Source organism: Bremerella cremea (assembly GCF_003335505.1).
GTDB classification, from domain to species: Bacteria; Planctomycetota; Planctomycetia; order Pirellulales; family Pirellulaceae; genus Bremerella; species Bremerella cremea_A.
The window spans coordinates 1-17,184 of record NZ_QPEX01000017.1; the positions used below are offsets into that span (position 1 = coordinate 1).

A 17,184-nucleotide genomic window follows, 5' to 3' on the forward strand; every position below is an offset into this window, starting at 1 on the left:
TCAAGTGGTTTTCACGAACCCAACGAACCCAAAAGTGGGACATCCACCAATCACTCAAGCAAGTCACTACCTTATTTATATGAAAAGCCTCTCAGGTCTTACGATCTGAGAGGCTTTTTTTATGCGCTTGTCGCTCAACTGATTTCTACATTTTTAGCTGGCGACTTGAAAGATTATCCGGCATCCTGGGTGAACTCTATTGGAGGAACCCATGAGCCTGTGGCCGGAAACCAGCGAAAGTCTGATTTGTCGTGTAAAGGATCCGCAGGATGAAATGGCCTGGAATCAGTTCATGGCCATTTATCGTCCGGTGATCTATCGCCTTGCAAAGGCAAAAGGCCTCCAACATGCAGATGTTGAGGATCTTGTTCAGCGAGTCTTTGTCTCTCTTGCCGGTTCCTTGGCAGATTGGAAGCCAACTGCAAGTGGGCCTGCGTTTCGGAACTGGCTTGGTCGCATCGCTAAAAACGCGATTCTTAATGCGCTTGCGCGAGCAAAACCGGACCAGGCTGCTGGTTCTACCACGGTCAATGACTTGCTGAATGATTGGCCTGCCGATTCGGCAAGTGAAGAAGATCTACTTCGTGAAAGTCGCTTGCAGGCCTTTCGCTGGGCTACGGAGCAAATCGAAGGTGAATTTAATGAACCTACCTGGTTTATGTTTCAGGAGACGGCGATCAAAGGGCGTCCTGTTGCCGAAGTCGCCGGCCAGGTAGGTAAATCGGCTGGGGCGGTTTATATCGCCCGTTGTCGTGTGATGCAGCGGATCAAGGAAAAGGTCAACGAAGTTTCTGAAATGTGGAATGGCTAATGAGCACGTCAGTTTGCCTCGGTGTGGAAGAGATTCACGTTTTGCTGGCAGGTCAAATGGAGCCTAGTCTACTGAGTGAGGCTGAGCAGCATTTATCTGCTTGTGATCATTGTCGGGCAAAGCTGGAAAACCAAATAGGGGATTCGCTTTGGTGGGGGGAAGCCGAGAGGTCTCTGCGTTCGGCAGAAAATAATCAAGCGGAAGTATCAGGCAATGAACCTCCAAATGTTGCTTGGTTGGAACTTCTCGGGCCGACCGATGATCCTGATTTTCTGGGACGTATAGGCCCGTACGAAATTGTGGGCTTGTTAGGGCAGGGGGGGCATGGGAACGGTTTTCAAGAGTTTCGATCGTAGCCTGAACCGTTTTGTCTCGCTTAAGGTGATGCTTCCTCATCTTGCTGCTTCCGCCGCAGCTCGAAAAAGATTTGCGCGAGAAGCACGGGCGGCAGCAGCTGTCGTGAACGATCATGTCCTGCCCATTTATGGTGTCGATCAGTGGCAGGGAATTCCCTATTTGGTTTCGCAGTATATTTCTGGGCAAAGTCTGCAGAAGCGATTGAACCAAGAGGGCCCGCTGGAATTAAAAGAGATTTTGCGAATTGGTTTGCAAGCCGAGCGAGGCTTGGCAGCAGCACATGCTCAAGGGCTTGTTCACCGAGATGTCAAACCATCGAATATTTTGCTGGATGGCACGGTTGAACGGGCTTTGCTTACCGATTTTGGCCTGGCCCGTGCTGTCGACGATGCTTCGCTAACGTGCAGCGGTTTTCTTGCCGGAACGCCTCAATATATGTCGCCGGAACAGTCCCGCGGTGAAGCGGTTGATCAGCGAAGCGACTTGTTCAGTCTCGGTGGGTTGCTCTATGCCATGGCCACGGGAAATCCACCCTTCCAAGCCGAAACATCGCTGGGAGTATTGAGGCTGATTAACGAACAAGATTCAAAGCGGCTTAAAGAAGTTAATTCGAAGCTACTGGTCTGGCTGCAGACATTGATCGATAAGTTAATGGCAAAACAGCCAGAGGATCGTTTTCAATCCGCTGACGAAGTGGCAAATTTGCTTGAGCAGTGCCTGGCCCATTTGCAGCAACCGAATCATGCCGAGATTCCCAGCGAGCTTCTGCCAAAGTCCCGCTGGCTTTCCGCTGGAATGTTTCGGGTTGGTATATGGGGGATTCTTCTGGCTACCCTTTTCGGTGGCGGCGCATTTGCATGGCAAGCGGCCAGTGAGCCTGCCGATCCCATTGAGGGAAACTGGAACGGCGAGAGCTGGGGAAACATCTCACTGCAACGAGATGAGTTCGATAACCTACGCGGCACATTCGTTGAAAAGGATTCTCAAGCCAAGGGAACGTTCACCATAGAATGGTCTCGCATTCAGCAGCGTTACATCGGGCCTTGGAGAAATGAAAAAGGAGCCCGTGGGAAGCTTTCGTTACGAGTCGTCAGTGGCGAAATTCGCGGAGCAAGAACTGCACGTCAGGGGAAAGACGATGGCAGCTCACCCAATTTGCCTGCACTCGGAGATTTCCGTTGGATGCGGGCGATCGAAGCGAAGCAAATGACGGCAACCGAAGTCGCGGAAGCGGTCTACCAGGCAATTTATGAACAGAATATCCCCAATATAAAACGGCACTTAGCCAAGCAAAATGCTATGCCGTCAGATAGCACAGGATGGGTGAGCCATGTTGCAAAAACGATATCAAGTCTTTCGCCGCATCATCCCAAGGTGATTGTGGAGTCCGATCGAGCGGTCGCGGTTTTTAACTCGATGAAGTCACCCGCAGAGATGCGATTTCAAGAAGGGGAGGACCGTCTTGGTGAGAGGTGCCATTTTGTCATTGAGCTAAATCGCCTCAATGGAGTGTGGTCTGTTTGGAATATCAATCTTTGGTCTGAAGCCAAGGTAAAGCAGTGGCAGGAGGAGGTCATTCAAAGAGTGATAGCTCGGCAGCAGCGTCCCAAGCCTCGTCCGACCATTCATTTAGCGGCTCCTTCGAGCGAGGCAGAGAAAGCGTTGGCGGCGTTGGAGTTGGTTTTCTTTCAGGACAAGGCACGGCGGAAAGTGCCAGCGATTCTCGTTGGTACAGAAAGTGGAACGTTGGCTATTACTTCTAGGCTTGCGGTCTCCGCTCCGAAGGAGTTGCCCCGTGCGACCGATCAGGTTTTTATTGATGCTCCTGGAAACTCGCCGGTAGAAGCAACTTATTTTCCCCGTGGTTCAACGAAGGAGTTGTTTTTTTATCATACCGCAGAGCAGCTCAGTGATTTTCCCCTCGGGGAAATTGCCACGCTTCGTGTGGGAGACAAAGTGTCGGTTGTCCAGCCAGGCTCGCGGATGATTATCCTCTCGGACGCAGCAATAGTAACCAAGCAAAACGCCTGGATGTATCGTGTTGTTTCCCAACAACGAAACGAAATGGAAGAATATCGTGACCTGGTAGTCGTGGATGCCAATTTGCCACCAGGCACGGTTGTGTTCAAAGAAGGTCAGCTGGCAGGAATTGTGCTGTGTAATAAAGGCGAAGGGAAAGTGGAATCTTTTGTCGTACCTGCTCGAAGAATCCAAGAGGCTGTCCAGCAACTTCGAGATTCAAAGCCGTAAGCCTGGCGACTGGCCCCAGGCCGCGATCAGAAATCGGACGCCAGCAGATGCGTCAGGAATTTTGCCCGGTGAAATCTGGGTGAGGCGTGTTAGAATACGTAAATTGGTTCTTCCGCTGGTATTTATGGAATGTTTTTCTCATGGCCGATTTCAAGCTTCCTCCCCTCAAAAAAGCGAAGAAGGGACAAGCTCCGAAGTTTTCTGATTCGGGGCCGCTAACGAAGAGCATGGTAAAGCAGGTCGAGTCTTACTTGCCTATCATTCTGACGCGTTTGAAAGCAGGCCAAGATTTCGAGAAGATCGCTCGCGACATCGCAACCCATGCTGGGGTGCAGCCTGATCAGGTCGCGAAATATGTGCAAGCGGTTATAAAAACCGGCGCGTCGGCCTAGTGGCTTCTCTTGTTTGCAGCCGCGCATGAAAAAGGGTTTGCGACTAAAGAGAACGCAAACCCTAAAAAAGTGGGCCCGACTGGAGTCGAACCAGCACGTCCTAAAGCGGACACTAGGCCCTCAACCTAGCGCGTCTGCCAATTCCGCCACGAGCCCACAATATTGGCATCGGATCAAGCTAAACAGTCTACGTGAAACACTCGAAAGGTCAAGTGGGGGACACGCCGGTCCCTGGCGAAGTTCGCGCTGGTTAGTGATCGTTTTTTCGCTTCACCAGAACCAATGTCTTGTCGGCGTTAATCCTGATAGCAGCAGAGTTTAGGCGTTCTTGTACGGCACGCATGATGCGATCGGTCGGAAGGTCCATGTGCCGCACGATTAGGTCGCAGAATTTGGCTTGCCAGTTCTTGCCGTCTAGTTCTTCGAGCGTCTCGGAGAGCCCTGAGGAGAGCAACGCCAGCGTTTCGCCGGGCTGAAGCATAGCGGTGGCTAGTTGCGGTTCAACTTCCGGACTGCTACCCAGTGGCCAAGATGGGTTCCAGAGGGGCTTCACGGAATTGTGTTTGAAGGCAAACCCTTGAACATGCCCGCACGATCCGGCTTCCATGGTGCCGAGCATAGGATCGAAAATTGCGTAAGCCAACGAAGCAAAGTGGTCGCCTGCCGACGCTTCCCAGAAAGTTCGGTTGACGCGGTCGAGCATCATTTCTGCGTTGTGTGCGATGCGACAATTTGCTTTGACGGCCGTGGCCAAGCTGGTCGAGGTCATCACGGCGTCGAAATTGTCGTCCATGGCATCGCCAACAAAAATTGCCAGCTTGCCATCTTCGATTACGGCCCAATCATGGAAGTCGCCTCCCATGTCGTTTCCTTGTTGCGTCCAGGCCGAAACGTCCCAGCCGTCGACCAGCGGTTTCACGTTGGGGAGTTGTGCCTTTTGACGATCAGCAATTTGGTTTTTTTGGCGAGCAAGCTTTTGCGTGGTCCGTCGTTCAGAAATGAGTTGATCTCGTTCCAAATCGACTGCTAGTTTGCCTGCGATGATTTCTAAGAGGTTCGTCTCTCGCAAGCTAAAATCTCGCGATGTTTGTGAGTAGACCCACAACGTTCCCAGGGGAGTCGTGGAGGTTGAAATCGGAATGCAAACCGCCGAAGGGGCTTCTTCTGGGCAGGGCCAGTGGGGCAATAGTTTAGTATCTTCCAGGACCACGGCATGGCCAGATAACGCTTCCAGGTCGGCCAGGCTTCCTTCTAAGGGACGCGGCGGATCGAGCAAGCGTGTTGCGGGCAAGTTGTGGGAAGCGCGAAGTTTGAGCTGGCTGGTCGCGTCGTCTAATACATAGAGGCCAGCCGCGTCGGCACCGGTTACATCGACGGCTGAGGCGAGGGCCGCTTCCAGGCGTTCGGCCAAGTCTTCGATAGAAGGATTGGCAATCACGGGAATATGCGTCGCTAGTTCCGCTTCTTGCTTCCGCAGCGTGATCCGTAAGCGGTCGATTTCTGCCAGCAAAAATTCGAGTCCGCCAGCGACTCCGCCCATGCTTTCGGCAGTCAGGGCGTCACTGGCAGCGGAGGACGCTTGCTTTTCGGCTGCGTGCAGTTCGATGCGTGCGGTATTGCCGCCCCGTGTCACTTGTTGCTGTGACATACGTTTCCCCTTGTTAGGTTGACGTTCTTCACGAAGGGCCAAGCGAAAACCGGTTAGGTTGGCTAAGGCCTGGGAGATTTGTGTCAGCCCAGGATAGGCTTCCTGCTTCGCGGTTTCACTGACAGGGGACTCTTCGCGATGGACTCGCAAATAATCGGGAATCGGTCGGGGCATGGAAGTGGCCACGTACTGAAGTCGTTTGTGAGCTATGCTTCGTCCGTGACCATCAAGCGAGAAGCCTTCATGGCAAATCCACTTGCCGGAATGTCTCGTCGTAACGGCATCCTTCGCCGCTAGTAGTGGGAATCGTCACACAAGGCGTTACACATTAGCCAGTCTCGCTAGTTTCTCAGACTCCCGTTCCGGTAATGCCTTTTGCATAAGCAGTGCGGCTTGCACGGCCCAAAAACGCTAGGCATTTTTTGAAACTTTCTTGCAAGCCGTGAATCGCGATGACCAAACGTGTCCCGTAGATCACTGAACATCAGAACAGTGCTTTTGGAAATTGCTCATTAGGGAGATAAGCCATGTTCTGGCATTACACTACCGGACGTCATATCGATGCCATTTTCAACCGCGGTGTTCTCGAACCGCATGTTGCTTCGTGGGCTCAGGGAGGGCTGTCTGCAGTTTGGTTTTCGACGAACGATTTTTGGGAGTCATCGGTCAATTGTGCCGTGCAACGCCCAGCCACGCAGCATCGATTGCTGGGAACTCGCGAGATGACCGAGCTGTTGTGCGACGGCTTATTTCGTTTCTCGGTAAAGTCGACCGTGGGCGTTGTGACGTGGGGGCAGTACTGTGAAGAAAGTCGTTTGACCAACCGCTGTGTCGAAGCATGTCGCCGCGTGGCAGCCATCGAAGGTTCGCACCCAGGCCGCTGGTTGGCCTGCCTCGGAGAGGTTCACGCCGACGAATGGCTTACCGTCGAACGGTGGTACGGCGATCAATGGGGCGTGATTGAAGGAGTGGAAGAGGTATTACCACCCCTGTGGGCTGAAGAAGACTTTTTGCTGCAAGCTGCGGGGTAAAATGTGAGCCCGCGAATGATTACTGCTCTTTCACGGCGCTCACAATATCGAGCACCGCCTTCTTCCCATCGGAGAAGAACATGAGCGTGTTATCAGCGGCGAAAAGCGGGTTGGGGATTTTCGCGAAGCCAGGGCTGAGACTGCGTTTAATGACAATGACGGTGCGGGCCTTGTTGACTTCGATGATTGGCATCCCGCTGATTGGGCTGTTGGGATCGGTATTGGCTAGCGGGTTCACCACGTCGTTGGCCCCAATCACGATGGCTACGTCGACCTGACCTAAGGTTGGATTGATTTCGTCCATTTCCTTAAGCTGTTCGTACGGAACGTCTGCTTCCGCGAGTAACACGTTCATGTGACCTGGCATTCGTCCGGCCACCGGGTGAATCGCGTACTCGACTTCAACGCCTTTGTCGCGTAGTAGGTTTGCCAGGTCACGCACGGCATGTTGGGCCTGGGCGACGGCGAGACCATAACCAGGCACAAAGACCACGCGTTGGGCCGTATCGAGAATCATCGCAATGTCTTCGGCTGATGTCGAACGAACATTGGCGTAGATTTCGTCATCGGAGCCAGCCGGGCCACTGGACGATTGCATGGTGCCAAACAGGACATTAACTAGCGATCGGTTCATCGCTTTGCACATGATTTGCGTAAGAATGATCCCTGACGCGCCAACGAGCGAGCCAGAGATGATCAGCACGTTGTTTTCAATCACAAACCCCGTAGCTGCGGCAGCCAGCCCGGAGTAGCTGTTCAGCAGGGCGATCACCACCGGCATATCAGCCCCGCCAATCGGCATTACTAAGGTAAAGCCCAGAACCGTGGCCAGCACTACGATTGCCAGGTAAGGCCAGCCCACGCCTGCGGTGGCCATCACAATTAGCATTAATATCGCGGCGACCGAGATCAGGGCGTTGATTGCTTGGGGATAAGCGATTGGGAGCGGACGTTCGAACAAATCAATCTCTTGTAGCTTGCCAAAGGCAACGAGCGAGCCCCAGAATGTGACGGTGCCGATTAAGCCCGATAGGCCGATCGCCAGCATCACATCGGGGGTTGCGGTCGTGTCGGTAATGCCCACTAATTCTGCCCCAGCGACGAAGACAGAGGCCGCACCACCCAGGCCGTTGAACAGGGCCACCAATTGCGGCATCTGGGTCATCTCGACCTTGATGGCCATGACGGCTCCGATGGCACCCCCAATTGCCAAGCCGAGGCCAATCAACAGCCAGCCAGACCAAGTGGCATCGCCGTCGGCCAGAATCTGATATGCAGTGATTAACACGGCCAGCAGCATGGCGATACTGCTAATTAGATTGCCTCGCACGGCACTGCGCGGATGGGCCATCATCTTCAGCCCAACGATGAATAAGACCGCAGCGACCAGATAAGTGAGGTTGACGATAATTTGCGAGTCGAACATGGTTGCTCCTTCTGGTTGCTTGCTTGCGACTGCACGGACTCGGCTTCGTTTCGAGCCGTGACACGCGATCTCGCTTCTCTCTTACCGCTTCGCTTTGAACATCGATAGCATGCGGTTGGTAACCATGTATCCGCCAACCACATTTACCGTGGCCATGATGATTGCTAGAAAGCCCAGCAGCGAGGCAAACCAGTTCGCCCCTAACGCCGTGGCCAGCAAAGCACCGACGATGGCAATGCCGGAAATCGCGTTCGAGCCAGACATTAGCGGGGTATGCAGTGTGGGCGGAACTTTGGTGATGATTTCAAAGCCTACAAAAACTGCGAGGACGAAAATCGTGAGACTAGCGACCAGGGCAGTCCATTTGCTGAACTTTGGGGATGTCGCTTCTTCTTCGGGCGGAGCGGGCTGTTGCGGCGAAGTCAATTCTCTTTCGACTTTAGGCGTGTCAGCAGCCGGGCTCGCCGCTTCCTTTTCGGTTTGAGCGAAACTGGTCGCTGGCGAATAGACGCCAACCAGCGTGAACGCGACAAGCAGTAATAGCAGCTTACGAATCACTTGGTGTCTCCTTTTTACCGGTTTGGGGTTCCGTGGCTGGGGAAGGTGAAATCGGTTCCAAGCCCAGCATTTCTCTTAGCCGGTTGTTGACCACCTCGCCTCCTTGAGTGGCAATCGTACCGGAGACAATGGCGTCGTCCATGTTCAGGTGAAGTTGGTTGTCCTGCACCATGTTCAGAAGAAACTTCGTGATATTGTTCGAGAACATCTGACTGGCATGGTTAGGAATCTCTGACGGTAAATTGGTTGGACCAAAGATCGTGATTCCCTCCAGGTCGATCTGCTGGTTGGCTTGGCTTGGTTCGATGTTGCCACCTCGTTCGGCTGCCAGGTCGATGGCGATACTGCCGGGGGCCATGCGTTTAATCCCTTCGGTGGTAACCAGTAGCGGGGATTTGCGACCTGGGATGGCGGCCGTGGTAATTACCACGTCGTTGTCAGCACAGATTTCTCCCATGAATTCGCGTTGCTTTTGGTAGAACTCTTCCCCGAGATCTTTGGCATAGCCACCTTTGTCTTGAGCGCCTTCTGCAGCCAGTTGGAATTGGGCCGCTTTGGCCCCCAGGCTTTCAATTTGTTCGGCCGCTTCAGGGCGAACATCGTAAGCCGTGACGACCGCACCTAAGCGTTTGGCGGTGGCAATCGCCTGCAGGCCAGCCACGCCAGCCCCAATCACAAACACCTTAGCCGGCGAGAGAGTGCCCGCCGCTGTCATTAACATGGGGTACATCTTCGGAAGGTGGACAGCCGCCAGAAGTACCGCACGGTATCCAGCGATAGTGGCCTGGGACGAGAGAACGTCCATGCTTTGAGCCCGGGTAATCCGGGGGATCATTTCCAGGGCAAACATATTTACCTGGCGATCGGCCACTTCTGAAAGAGCCGACAGATTGCCGAGCGGGTCCCACATGCCGACGACGACTTGATTGGGCTTCATCCAATCGAGATCGGCCTTGCCTGCTTCTGGATTGGCACCGTAGCCACGAACCTGGAAGAGAATGTCTGCTTTCTCGAAAGCTTCCTGGCGAGAACCGACCAGTTGGGCCCCTTTGTCGAGGTAAAATTGATCGGGGAATCCGGCCGCGATGCCAGCTCCTTGTTCGATAAGGACGGTGGCTCCTGCTTTGGTGAGGGGGGGAATCGACGCCGGGACCAGGGCGACTCGCTTTTCACCGGGGAAATTTTCGCGTACGACACCAACAATCATGATGGGCGTCTCCGGGGGGCTTGGGATGTCTGACAAGTTGTGCATTCATGGCAAGCCGTGCCCTCTTGCTGAGGGCCTTTTGTCCGGGGGCTTTCCACAAGGTGTGATGGTGAAGGGAAATTGTCCCATAGCGATTCCGCCTTGAGAAGCGTGTTCAGCAGCTGGCTCAAGGATACGTGTTAGGGTAAGTGGAAAAGTTTAGCGGCAATGCCAGATAAACCCCCTCTGGTTCCTCTATTAATCTATTGAGAAACAGCCAGAAGAGTCGAGCAAGGCAACAATCCCCAAGGTGAGTGCCAATTTCTAGGTTTGGACCCTTGTGAGGTTACCGGCCTCGCGGTAAGATACGTGTTTCTAATTTCCCCCAGCATGCCAATAGGGCGTGTAAAACCTTGCGGGGACTTAGGTTACGAAAGCCACGCGGTTTTTGTGGTTCAAGCTTCTTCAGCGGCAAGCAGGAGGCCGGCTTGAGCCCCAGTAGTGAAATTAACAAAACGATGACGACCAAAACATTCTCAGCCAAACCTGGACAAGTCGAGCAGAAATGGTGGCTCGTCGACGGCGAAGATCAAATCGTCGGACGTTTGGCCAGCGACATCGCCGTGCGTCTGATGGGCAAGCATCGCCCCACCTACACCCCGCACGTCGACACCGGCGACTTCGTCATTGTCGTCAACGCTGAAAAAGTGAAGTTCAGCGGCACCAAATGGGAAAAGAAGCGTTATACCTGGTACACCGGTTACACGCGTCAGCGTAGCGAATCGGCTGCAGAACGTTTGGAATCGCATCCAGACGAAATCTTGCGTGAAGCCGTTCGCCGTATGCTTCCCAAGAACAAGCTCGCCACGAAGATGCTCAGCAAGCTGAAGATCTTTGTCGGTCCCGATCACAATCATCAGGCCCAGAATCCAGAGAAGCTGGAAGGCCTGGGACAGGTTCGCCAGAAGAAACGCGACTAGTCCTGGCGGTCGCGGTTGGATGAATCGCGACCCTGTTTTTGATTTCTCCCCGAACATTTCTGGTCAATAGAGTTAGCAAGTTATGTCGACTGCGGATCCTCAAACCGAAGACGTGCAAGCAGAAGTTGCCGTGGAAACCACCACCACCGAAGTGGCCGAGCCGGCACCGGTTAAGCACATTGAGAAGACTGACCCCAAGACGGGTGAGCACCTCGGCACGGGGCGTCGTAAGTCGAGCGTCGCTCGCGTTCGTATCAAGCCGGGTTCCGGTAAGATCGTGATCAACGATCGTGAACTGAACGAATACTTCCCGCACGAACAAGACCAGAACGCTGTCATGGCTCCGCTTCGCGATAGCGGTTACGACAGCAAGGTTGACGTCCGTATCCTGGTCACCGGTGGTGGTCCGACCGGCCAGTCAGGTGCTTGCCGCATGGGCTTGGGCCGTGCGCTGCTGAGCATGGATCCGGAAGTTGGTCACCAGCTGAAAGACAATGGTCACCTGACCCGCGATAGCCGTATGAAGGAACGTAAGAAGTACGGTCTGCACGGTGCCCGTCGCGGTACTCAGTTCTCGAAGCGTTAATCGCCGAGACGACAATTGGAACATCGAAGAGAGCCTTGTCTGCGGACGAGGCTCTTTTTGCGTGCGCTGTGTGATCTTCGTGGCTCTTTGCGGGAGGTGCTCGGTTATGGCAATTCAATTCGATCGGGATGGTCTTGGGCGGATTAGGTATCGGGGAACCGGCTTAAGCGAATGTTCACGAATCGAAGAAAAGCGGTACCAGGTTCTCGAAATGCCATACGCGGTTGTTGAATGGGTGGAACGATACGTGATTTTTCCACCGCTTCCTCCCTATGTCGAAGATGACGAGGAGGTTTCTAGGCCTCAGACTTGCCCACGATGCTGGCGTTTGATTGTTGTTAGCGACCCTGGGTTCTCGTATTGTACGAATTGCTTTGGCGTGCTTTGCGTGACCGATGCGTTGGAAATTCTGCAAGTGACTCCGCATCCTTTTCATTGCCCGGACTGTCATGGGGCGTTGGAGGAAAAAGATTGCGAGTCTACGGGTGACGGTTACGTGTTCTGCCATCTTTGCGGCTGCCTATTTATTGGTAGCGACGTGCAGCCAGATGGCGTTCAGTTGGTTGGGCCTGGCGAAGATGAATTCTGGCCGTACTGAGTCGCCTGGGGTTTGTCAGGTCGTTAGAAGGTCTCGATATACCCAAGCCGGGCTGCCGTAGCTAGGTCGTCTAGCCAGCTTTCGACTAGCGTAGCGATATTCGCATTCGCGTCGAGTTGAATTTCGGCTTCGGAGCAGCGCTGTAAGCAGGCGGCGGCTCCATCCAGGCCGGCAGGAATCGCCATGGCGGCCGTTCGTAGTGCTGGGTCTTGCGAAGCCTCTTGGCTGGCTGCCAATGACAGGGGAATAAGCTGGTTGCGATAAAAGTCGGCGGCCAGCTCGATTAGGTGAGACAACGCTTCGCGCTTTTTCGGGGCGTCGTCTCCCATTTTCTGAAGGTAGTCGGCAATATCTTTGGCCAATTGCACACTGTGAAAGTCGCGTTTGGCCAGACTGCTCAACAGAACCTCAGCAATCCCTTGCAGGCTATCATCGCGAAGCTGATCGGCACGGGCCAGGCTTCCTTTGCTTTGCTGGGCCAGCTTTTGGGCGGCTGCTTCGTCGCTGACCCATTCTAAATCGAGCAACAGCTTGGCTACCACATCGTCGGGAAGGGGAGCGAAACGGAGGATCTGGCAGCGTGAGCGAATTGTCGGAAGCTGACGCTGTTCGCTTTGACTAATCAAGATGATGACGCTATCGGCAGGGGGTTCTTCTAGCGTTTTCAGCAGGCAGTTCGCCCCTTCCTGGTTCAGATCGTCAGCATCGTCCAGGATGGCGACTTTGCGTTGTCCGCGAAAAGGACGCATGGCAATGTCGTGGCAAAGGCCAGCTTCCATGCGATGCTGCCCGTCGCCAATCAGCAGTTCGATCGGAATGCGGGTTTTGTCTTTCGGACGCGAGACGGTCAGCAAGTCTGGGTGCGTCAGGGCGTCGACCTGTTTGCAGTCTTCGCAATTACCGCAGGGGCGCATGTGATAGGCGGGAACGTTCTGGCAAAGGAGCGTTTTGGCCAGCATCAAAGCAAATTTTCGCTTGCCAATCGAGGCAGGCCCCACAAACAGAAACGTGCTGGCGAGACGATTCTTACTGAGGGCCGTAGCGAACATCTCGCGAATTCGATCGTGCCCCAAGATGTCGTCCCAATTCATCGAGCCAACTCCTTTAGCCGCTTTGTAACCGCCGAGCGGATGGCTGTTTGGATTGCATCAATCGATTGGGCAGCATCGACCACCACCACGTGCGGGTAGACTTCGGCTTCTTTGAGGAAACCTTCTCGCACGCGGTGCATAAAGGCCACCCCTTTGGCTTCCATTCGGTCGAGATTCTTACCCAGGCGAGGGAAAGCAACGTCTTCAGGAAGATCTAACAGGATGGTCAGATCGGGCATTACGTGGTCGACGGCCACTTTGCCAACGCTACGTACGTCTTCTAGCTCGAGTCCGGAGGCATGCCCTTGGTAAGCGATATTCGCCAATAGGTAACGATCGCACAAAACCGTCTTGCCAGCCGCTATGGCCGGACGAACGACATCGTCCACCAATTGAGCCCGGGCTGCCATGTACAAAAGCATTTCGGTTCGCGGATGCAGATCAAGCTCTTTACGATGCAGCAGCAAGTCGCGCACGCGCTCTCCAGCCTCGGTCGTACCAGGATCACGGCACAGGACCACATCGTGTCCTTGCTCGCCAAGCCACTGGGTCAACAGGTCGCGCTGCGTCGATTTGCCTGCACCATCGATACCATCGAAGGAGAGGAATAATGGGCGTACTGCATTGGTTTGGGTCATGCCTCGGATTGTAAAGGAGCCAAGCCGGACGGCAAAGGATAGAAACGAAGATTCGATTTATTGATCACATGCGCAAGGAATCCACGCTTTATTGATGTCTGCGCCGGTAATCCAACATAGCAACGGACCGTTTTGCCACGATTACCGGGCCTTCCGTTGATCGCCTCTGGTGGATCGCTGACGCAGACGTCAATCGGGGCCCCAAGATTGGTGAATTGAAAGGCACCAAAGAACTAGGACTGGTAGTTCTCGATGATTTTACGAGCGTGATCGGCAATCAGTTCTTTTAACGAGTCGGGTTGCAGCACCTTGGCCCGGCTCCCGTAGCCAAGGATCCACCAACTGATTTCACGAATCCCGGAAACGGTGACTTCGTAATTGATGCTGCCGTCGTCGTTCCAGTGAACCTGTTGCGTCTTGTGCCACTGGACTTCTGCCACGTTTTGGGCGACCAGCGGATCGAAGCGAATAACGATCTGTTGATCCGGGCCAGGCTCGGGGATCATGTGCCAGGCGTTACGAAGGAAGCGATCGACCTGGAAGTTCTGGGGAATCTCGAACGTGTCGTCAAGCATCGTGATTTGTTCGATGCGGTTGACTTTAAATGTCCGCACAGCGCGGTGAATCGAGCTTCGACCGATGACGTACCAACTGTGACGACTGAACAGCAGCTTATAGGGGGAAAGCTTGGTTTGAATCGTATCGCCATCAAAGATACTGTGGTACTCGATCCGCACGTTGCGGCGGTGCCCCGAGGCGTCGACGAGCGTTTGGTAGGCCGAGTGGGCTTCTTCGGGTTGGTTAACTGGATTGAGTTTGATTTCTACCGAGTTCGAAATTTCACGAAGCTGCCGCTTCATGTGTTCCGGTAGGCTGTTTTCCAGCTTGGTAGCTGCGCGGCGAGCGGAAGAGTAGTAGGGCAGCCCGGTGCCGTCACCTAGTTCGTGGCACAAGACCATTACCGAGAGGGCTTCTTCCGAGCTTAAGTTGGTGGGGGCAAGGAAGTAAGTTTCAGGGATGTGAAACCGGCTACCTTCAGAATCGAAAGCGAGCGGCACGCCGGCCGCTCGCAAAGTTTCCAGGTCTCGAAAGATTGTACGCCGGCTTACGCCGCACGCATCGGCCATCGAATTAACGTTTTGCGGCCTGCCACCCTGAAGAAGTTGCAGCAGTTTTAGCAGGCGTTGGATTTTGGCCAGATTCATGCGAAGCAGACTCAGTGATGCGTCGCGAAGCAGACTTGGCAGCCGAGATCGGCTGTGGCGTGCTCTTTGATTCGCGGACTTCAGAAACCAATTTGGTTAGTCCTAGTTTATTCCAATCGAGCTCTGATTTCGATTGGGGCGAACTACGAGCTACTTTGGTTGTGGTTGGTGGCTCTAGGCTAACCGCTTCTAACGATGTGGGCGTCTTAGCGGGAGTTGGTGTTTGGATTTCCTCACCATCTTCCGAGATCACATGGTCGTGGATGATCGTGCTATCTTCAGTGAAACCCAACCCGCTCGATCCTTGGGGAACTGGTCCGCGGCTGATAACCGCTGGGCGAGTGTAACCGTAGTCGATGTAGTGGCTGGCCGAGCGGCGTCGGGCATGCCCCTGGGCGTCGAAGTAAGCCTTTTCTGGCCATGGGCCTTCTGCCAGGTACACACCGTTGTAATCGAGCAAGCTTCCCTTTCGCATGTGAACGTCCTTGATCGCGATGTTGTAGCCCACCAACGATTGGAAGTAAGCGATTTGAGCATCGCTACGGCGACGCTGGGCATCGAGTAACAGGTCGAGCGTCACGGTACCGGTATCGTAGGCTGCTTGAACCGAATCGACTTCACGATCGGCAGCAATCAAACGGTTAAGGTTGGATTGAACCAAGTTGTAGTTCGAGTCGAGATCGCGGATGGTGTCGGTCAGCAGGTGCGAAACTTCCAGTTCCATATCTTCCATAACCGCTTTCGCTCGGGCGATTTGCAATTGGACATTGCGGACGCCAGCGAGTTCCTTGCGGAAGCCGATCGGCATCGAGAACTGAGCCCCGAGGGTGTATTCCTGAAAGTTGCCTTCCGTCAGCACGTCCCATGCTTTGCTGCCAACTTGGTTGAAGTTTTTGCCGTCGCGGTTACCGCTGATCAGTTGATCGCCCAGACCAAGGAAGCGGTACAAGCCGACCACGTCTAATTGAGGCAATAACTGGTTGCGGGCGGTGATCATTTCGATTTCCCGCTGCTTGATTCGCCAGCCTTGGCGGCGAAGTTCGGGGCTGCGGGCTAGGGCTTCGTTGTGGATATCGAACCAATCGAATTGCACCCAGGCGTCGGTTGGCTCGGTGGCCGGACGTATCAGTCTTCCATCGGTGGCGGCCAAGCCCATGAAGTAACGCAGGCTCCCTTCCGCTTTGTATAGGTCTCGCAAGGCACTTTCGGTGCGGCTGCGGAACTCGAAGTATTGTTGCATGGCCTGGGCTTCTTTTTCGGCCTCGCCCCCTTCGGCACCGTTGACCTTCAACGCATACACACGACGCCAAGTTACCAGGGCACTGTCGCGACCGATCTTAGCTGCTTCCAGATTGTGATAGGCGAAGTAGAGCTGCCAGTAGGCTTCTTCCACGTCGCTGACCAGGTTGCGGATATTGGTCTCGAAGTCAGCAATGCTAACGTCTTCTCGGATACGAGCCAGCATCACATTCACGCGATTGACCTGAACGCCGCTGCCTCGCAACAACGGATGGCGAGCTTCCATTTCAACGTTCGCCAACCACGAGCTAGGGTAGATCAAGCTGGTTCGGTTGTTGTAATCGTAGGTGTTGTTTTGTCGCAAAAACCAACGCGTACCGGTGGCAGCCTTCTTGGTCAATTCCAGATTGCCGGTGAACAGGTTCTGGCCAAACTGGGAGACGAAGAACGGGTTGCCGGTCTGGTAGTTTTGCGGACGGTCGACGCGGTCCCAGTTGAAGTTGGCGTTCATCTGAGCATCGAATTCAGACAAAGCTGCTTCAACGCCGAACTGGGGATCGGTCGAAACCAAGGCTGGATCGTAGATCGTCGGAATGGCATCGTTTCGCACTGTTAGCGAAGTCGGAATGGCATCCGATGTCAGAGTCGTGCCTGGGATCACCCGGAACACGGCATTACCGCCAGCGGTGCGGATGGCCTTGCTGTTCTTCAGCGAATTGGCGACCGCTTCCTCAAGGCTTAGGTTCCAAATCTTCGATTCGTCCATCTCGAATGGATCGGAAATCGTAAATGGAGCCTCAGAATTCTCCACCTCGGTGAGGCGATCGTGATCGACATCGGCGTATTCGATGTCGGTTGCCTTATCTAAATAGAGGCTCAGGTCCCCCGACTCTTTAAAGTAAAATGGTTGAGTCGGTTGGCAGCCCGTAAAGATCATGGTGCCAATTAGCACAAGTATCCAGGCTTTATGGAACTGGGTTTTCATGGGATACCGAGTCCTGATTTGTTCCATGCGCGTCCGTGCGCACTTCACTTCGGAGGAAGTAAGTCTCTGCTAGTAAACATGCCGGCCTTTTCGACCGTTCATGCTGAATCAATTGTCTCTCGGCCCCCCCGAGACTGAGTTGCCCTGATGTCGGTAAGCTTGCGCACTAACATGAGAAAACTCAGCACTACTGGTATCGTCGA

15 protein-coding genes and 1 tRNA gene are annotated in these 17,184 nt (G+C 54.1%); 7 read left to right on the top strand and 9 right to left on the bottom strand.

The window, feature by feature from the left end:
• Positions 1-211 precede the first annotated feature (211 nt).
• From DTL42_RS09735 to DTL42_RS09750, 3 genes are all read left to right on the top strand, one after another.
• On the top strand, positions 212-811 hold the full coding sequence (locus DTL42_RS09735) for an RNA polymerase sigma factor (RefSeq protein WP_114368540.1): 600 nt from the start codon (positions 212-214) through the stop codon (positions 809-811).
• A gap of 324 nt (positions 812-1,135) precedes the next feature.
• Positions 1,136-3,418: a serine/threonine-protein kinase gene (locus DTL42_RS09745; protein ID WP_114368542.1), complete on the top strand. Its 2,283-nt coding sequence runs from the start codon at positions 1,136-1,138 to the stop codon at positions 3,416-3,418.
• A 140-nt stretch (positions 3,419-3,558) separates the two neighbouring features.
• Positions 3,559-3,810 carry a hypothetical protein gene (locus DTL42_RS09750; RefSeq protein ID WP_114368543.1) on the top strand — a complete coding sequence of 84 codons (252 nt, stop codon included), beginning with the start codon at positions 3,559-3,561 and terminating at the stop codon, positions 3,808-3,810.
• Positions 3,811-3,880: 70 nt separating this feature from the next.
• Here the strand turns inward: DTL42_RS09750 and DTL42_RS09755 are convergent.
• Positions 3,881-3,966: transfer RNA gene (locus DTL42_RS09755), tRNA-Leu, on the bottom strand.
• Between the two features lie 94 nt (positions 3,967-4,060).
• A complete protein-coding gene (locus DTL42_RS09760) occupies positions 4,061-5,632 on the bottom strand; it encodes a PP2C family protein-serine/threonine phosphatase (protein WP_114368544.1) in 1,572 nt (523 codons plus the stop codon).
• 353 nt (positions 5,633-5,985) lie between these two features.
• Between DTL42_RS09760 and DTL42_RS09765 the strand changes: the two genes are divergently transcribed.
• Complete coding sequence (locus tag DTL42_RS09765) at positions 5,986-6,489, top strand: hypothetical protein (protein ID WP_114368545.1); 504 nt, start codon at positions 5,986-5,988, stop codon at positions 6,487-6,489.
• Between the two features lie 19 nt (positions 6,490-6,508).
• Here the strand turns inward: DTL42_RS09765 and DTL42_RS09770 are convergent, their stop codons facing one another.
• The 3 genes from DTL42_RS09770 to DTL42_RS09780 form a co-directional block, all read right to left on the bottom strand.
• Positions 6,509-7,915, bottom strand: a complete 1,407-nt coding sequence (locus DTL42_RS09770) for an NAD(P)(+) transhydrogenase (Re/Si-specific) subunit beta (protein WP_114368546.1) — start codon at positions 7,913-7,915, stop codon at positions 6,509-6,511.
• Between the two features lie 81 nt (positions 7,916-7,996).
• Positions 7,997-8,473 carry an NAD(P) transhydrogenase subunit alpha gene (locus DTL42_RS26735; RefSeq protein ID WP_234824149.1) on the bottom strand — a complete coding sequence of 159 codons (477 nt, stop codon included), beginning with the start codon at positions 8,471-8,473 and terminating at the stop codon, positions 7,997-7,999.
• Complete coding sequence (locus tag DTL42_RS09780) at positions 8,463-9,680, bottom strand: NAD(P) transhydrogenase subunit alpha (RefSeq protein ID WP_114368547.1); 1,218 nt, start codon at positions 9,678-9,680, stop codon at positions 8,463-8,465. Before DTL42_RS09780 ends, DTL42_RS26735 begins: the two co-directional genes overlap by 11 nt.
• Before the next feature lie 497 nt (positions 9,681-10,177).
• On the opposite strand from DTL42_RS09780, the gene rplM reads away from it, so the two are divergent.
• The 3 genes from rplM (at position 10,178) to DTL42_RS09795 (ending at position 11,823) form a co-directional block, all read left to right on the top strand.
• Positions 10,178-10,639, top strand: coding sequence for a 50S ribosomal protein L13 (gene rplM / locus DTL42_RS09785; protein ID WP_114368548.1), 462 nt, complete (start codon positions 10,178-10,180; stop codon positions 10,637-10,639).
• An 82-nt stretch (positions 10,640-10,721) separates the two neighbouring features.
• Positions 10,722-11,225: a 30S ribosomal protein S9 gene (gene rpsI / locus DTL42_RS09790; protein WP_105354135.1), complete on the top strand. Its 504-nt coding sequence runs from the start codon at positions 10,722-10,724 to the stop codon at positions 11,223-11,225.
• Between the two features lie 106 nt (positions 11,226-11,331).
• The gene (locus DTL42_RS09795) at positions 11,332-11,823 is read left to right on the top strand and encodes a hypothetical protein (protein ID WP_114368549.1); all 492 of its coding nucleotides are present in this window, start codon (positions 11,332-11,334) and stop codon (positions 11,821-11,823) included.
• A gap of 23 nt (positions 11,824-11,846) precedes the next feature.
• Here DTL42_RS09795 and DTL42_RS09800 read toward each other — a convergent pair whose 3' ends face one another.
• The 4 genes from DTL42_RS09800 to DTL42_RS09815 form a co-directional block, all read right to left on the bottom strand.
• Positions 11,847-12,914 carry an ATP-binding protein gene (locus DTL42_RS09800; protein WP_114368550.1) on the bottom strand — a complete coding sequence of 356 codons (1,068 nt, stop codon included), beginning with the start codon at positions 12,912-12,914 and terminating at the stop codon, positions 11,847-11,849.
• Positions 12,911-13,552 carry a dTMP kinase gene (gene tmk, locus DTL42_RS09805; RefSeq protein WP_114368551.1) on the bottom strand — a complete coding sequence of 214 codons (642 nt, stop codon included), beginning with the start codon at positions 13,550-13,552 and terminating at the stop codon, positions 12,911-12,913. The genes DTL42_RS09800 and tmk overlap by 4 nt, the downstream gene beginning before the upstream one ends.
• A 233-nt stretch (positions 13,553-13,785) precedes the next feature.
• Positions 13,786-14,757: a helix-turn-helix transcriptional regulator gene (locus DTL42_RS09810; RefSeq protein WP_114368552.1), complete on the bottom strand. Its 972-nt coding sequence runs from the start codon at positions 14,755-14,757 to the stop codon at positions 13,786-13,788.
• Positions 14,684-16,981 (bottom strand): TolC family protein, encoded by a 2,298-nt coding sequence (locus DTL42_RS09815; protein ID WP_158545302.1) that lies wholly within the window; start codon positions 16,979-16,981, stop codon positions 14,684-14,686. Before DTL42_RS09815 ends, DTL42_RS09810 begins: the two co-directional genes overlap by 74 nt.
• Positions 16,982-17,184: the final 203 nt, after the last annotated feature.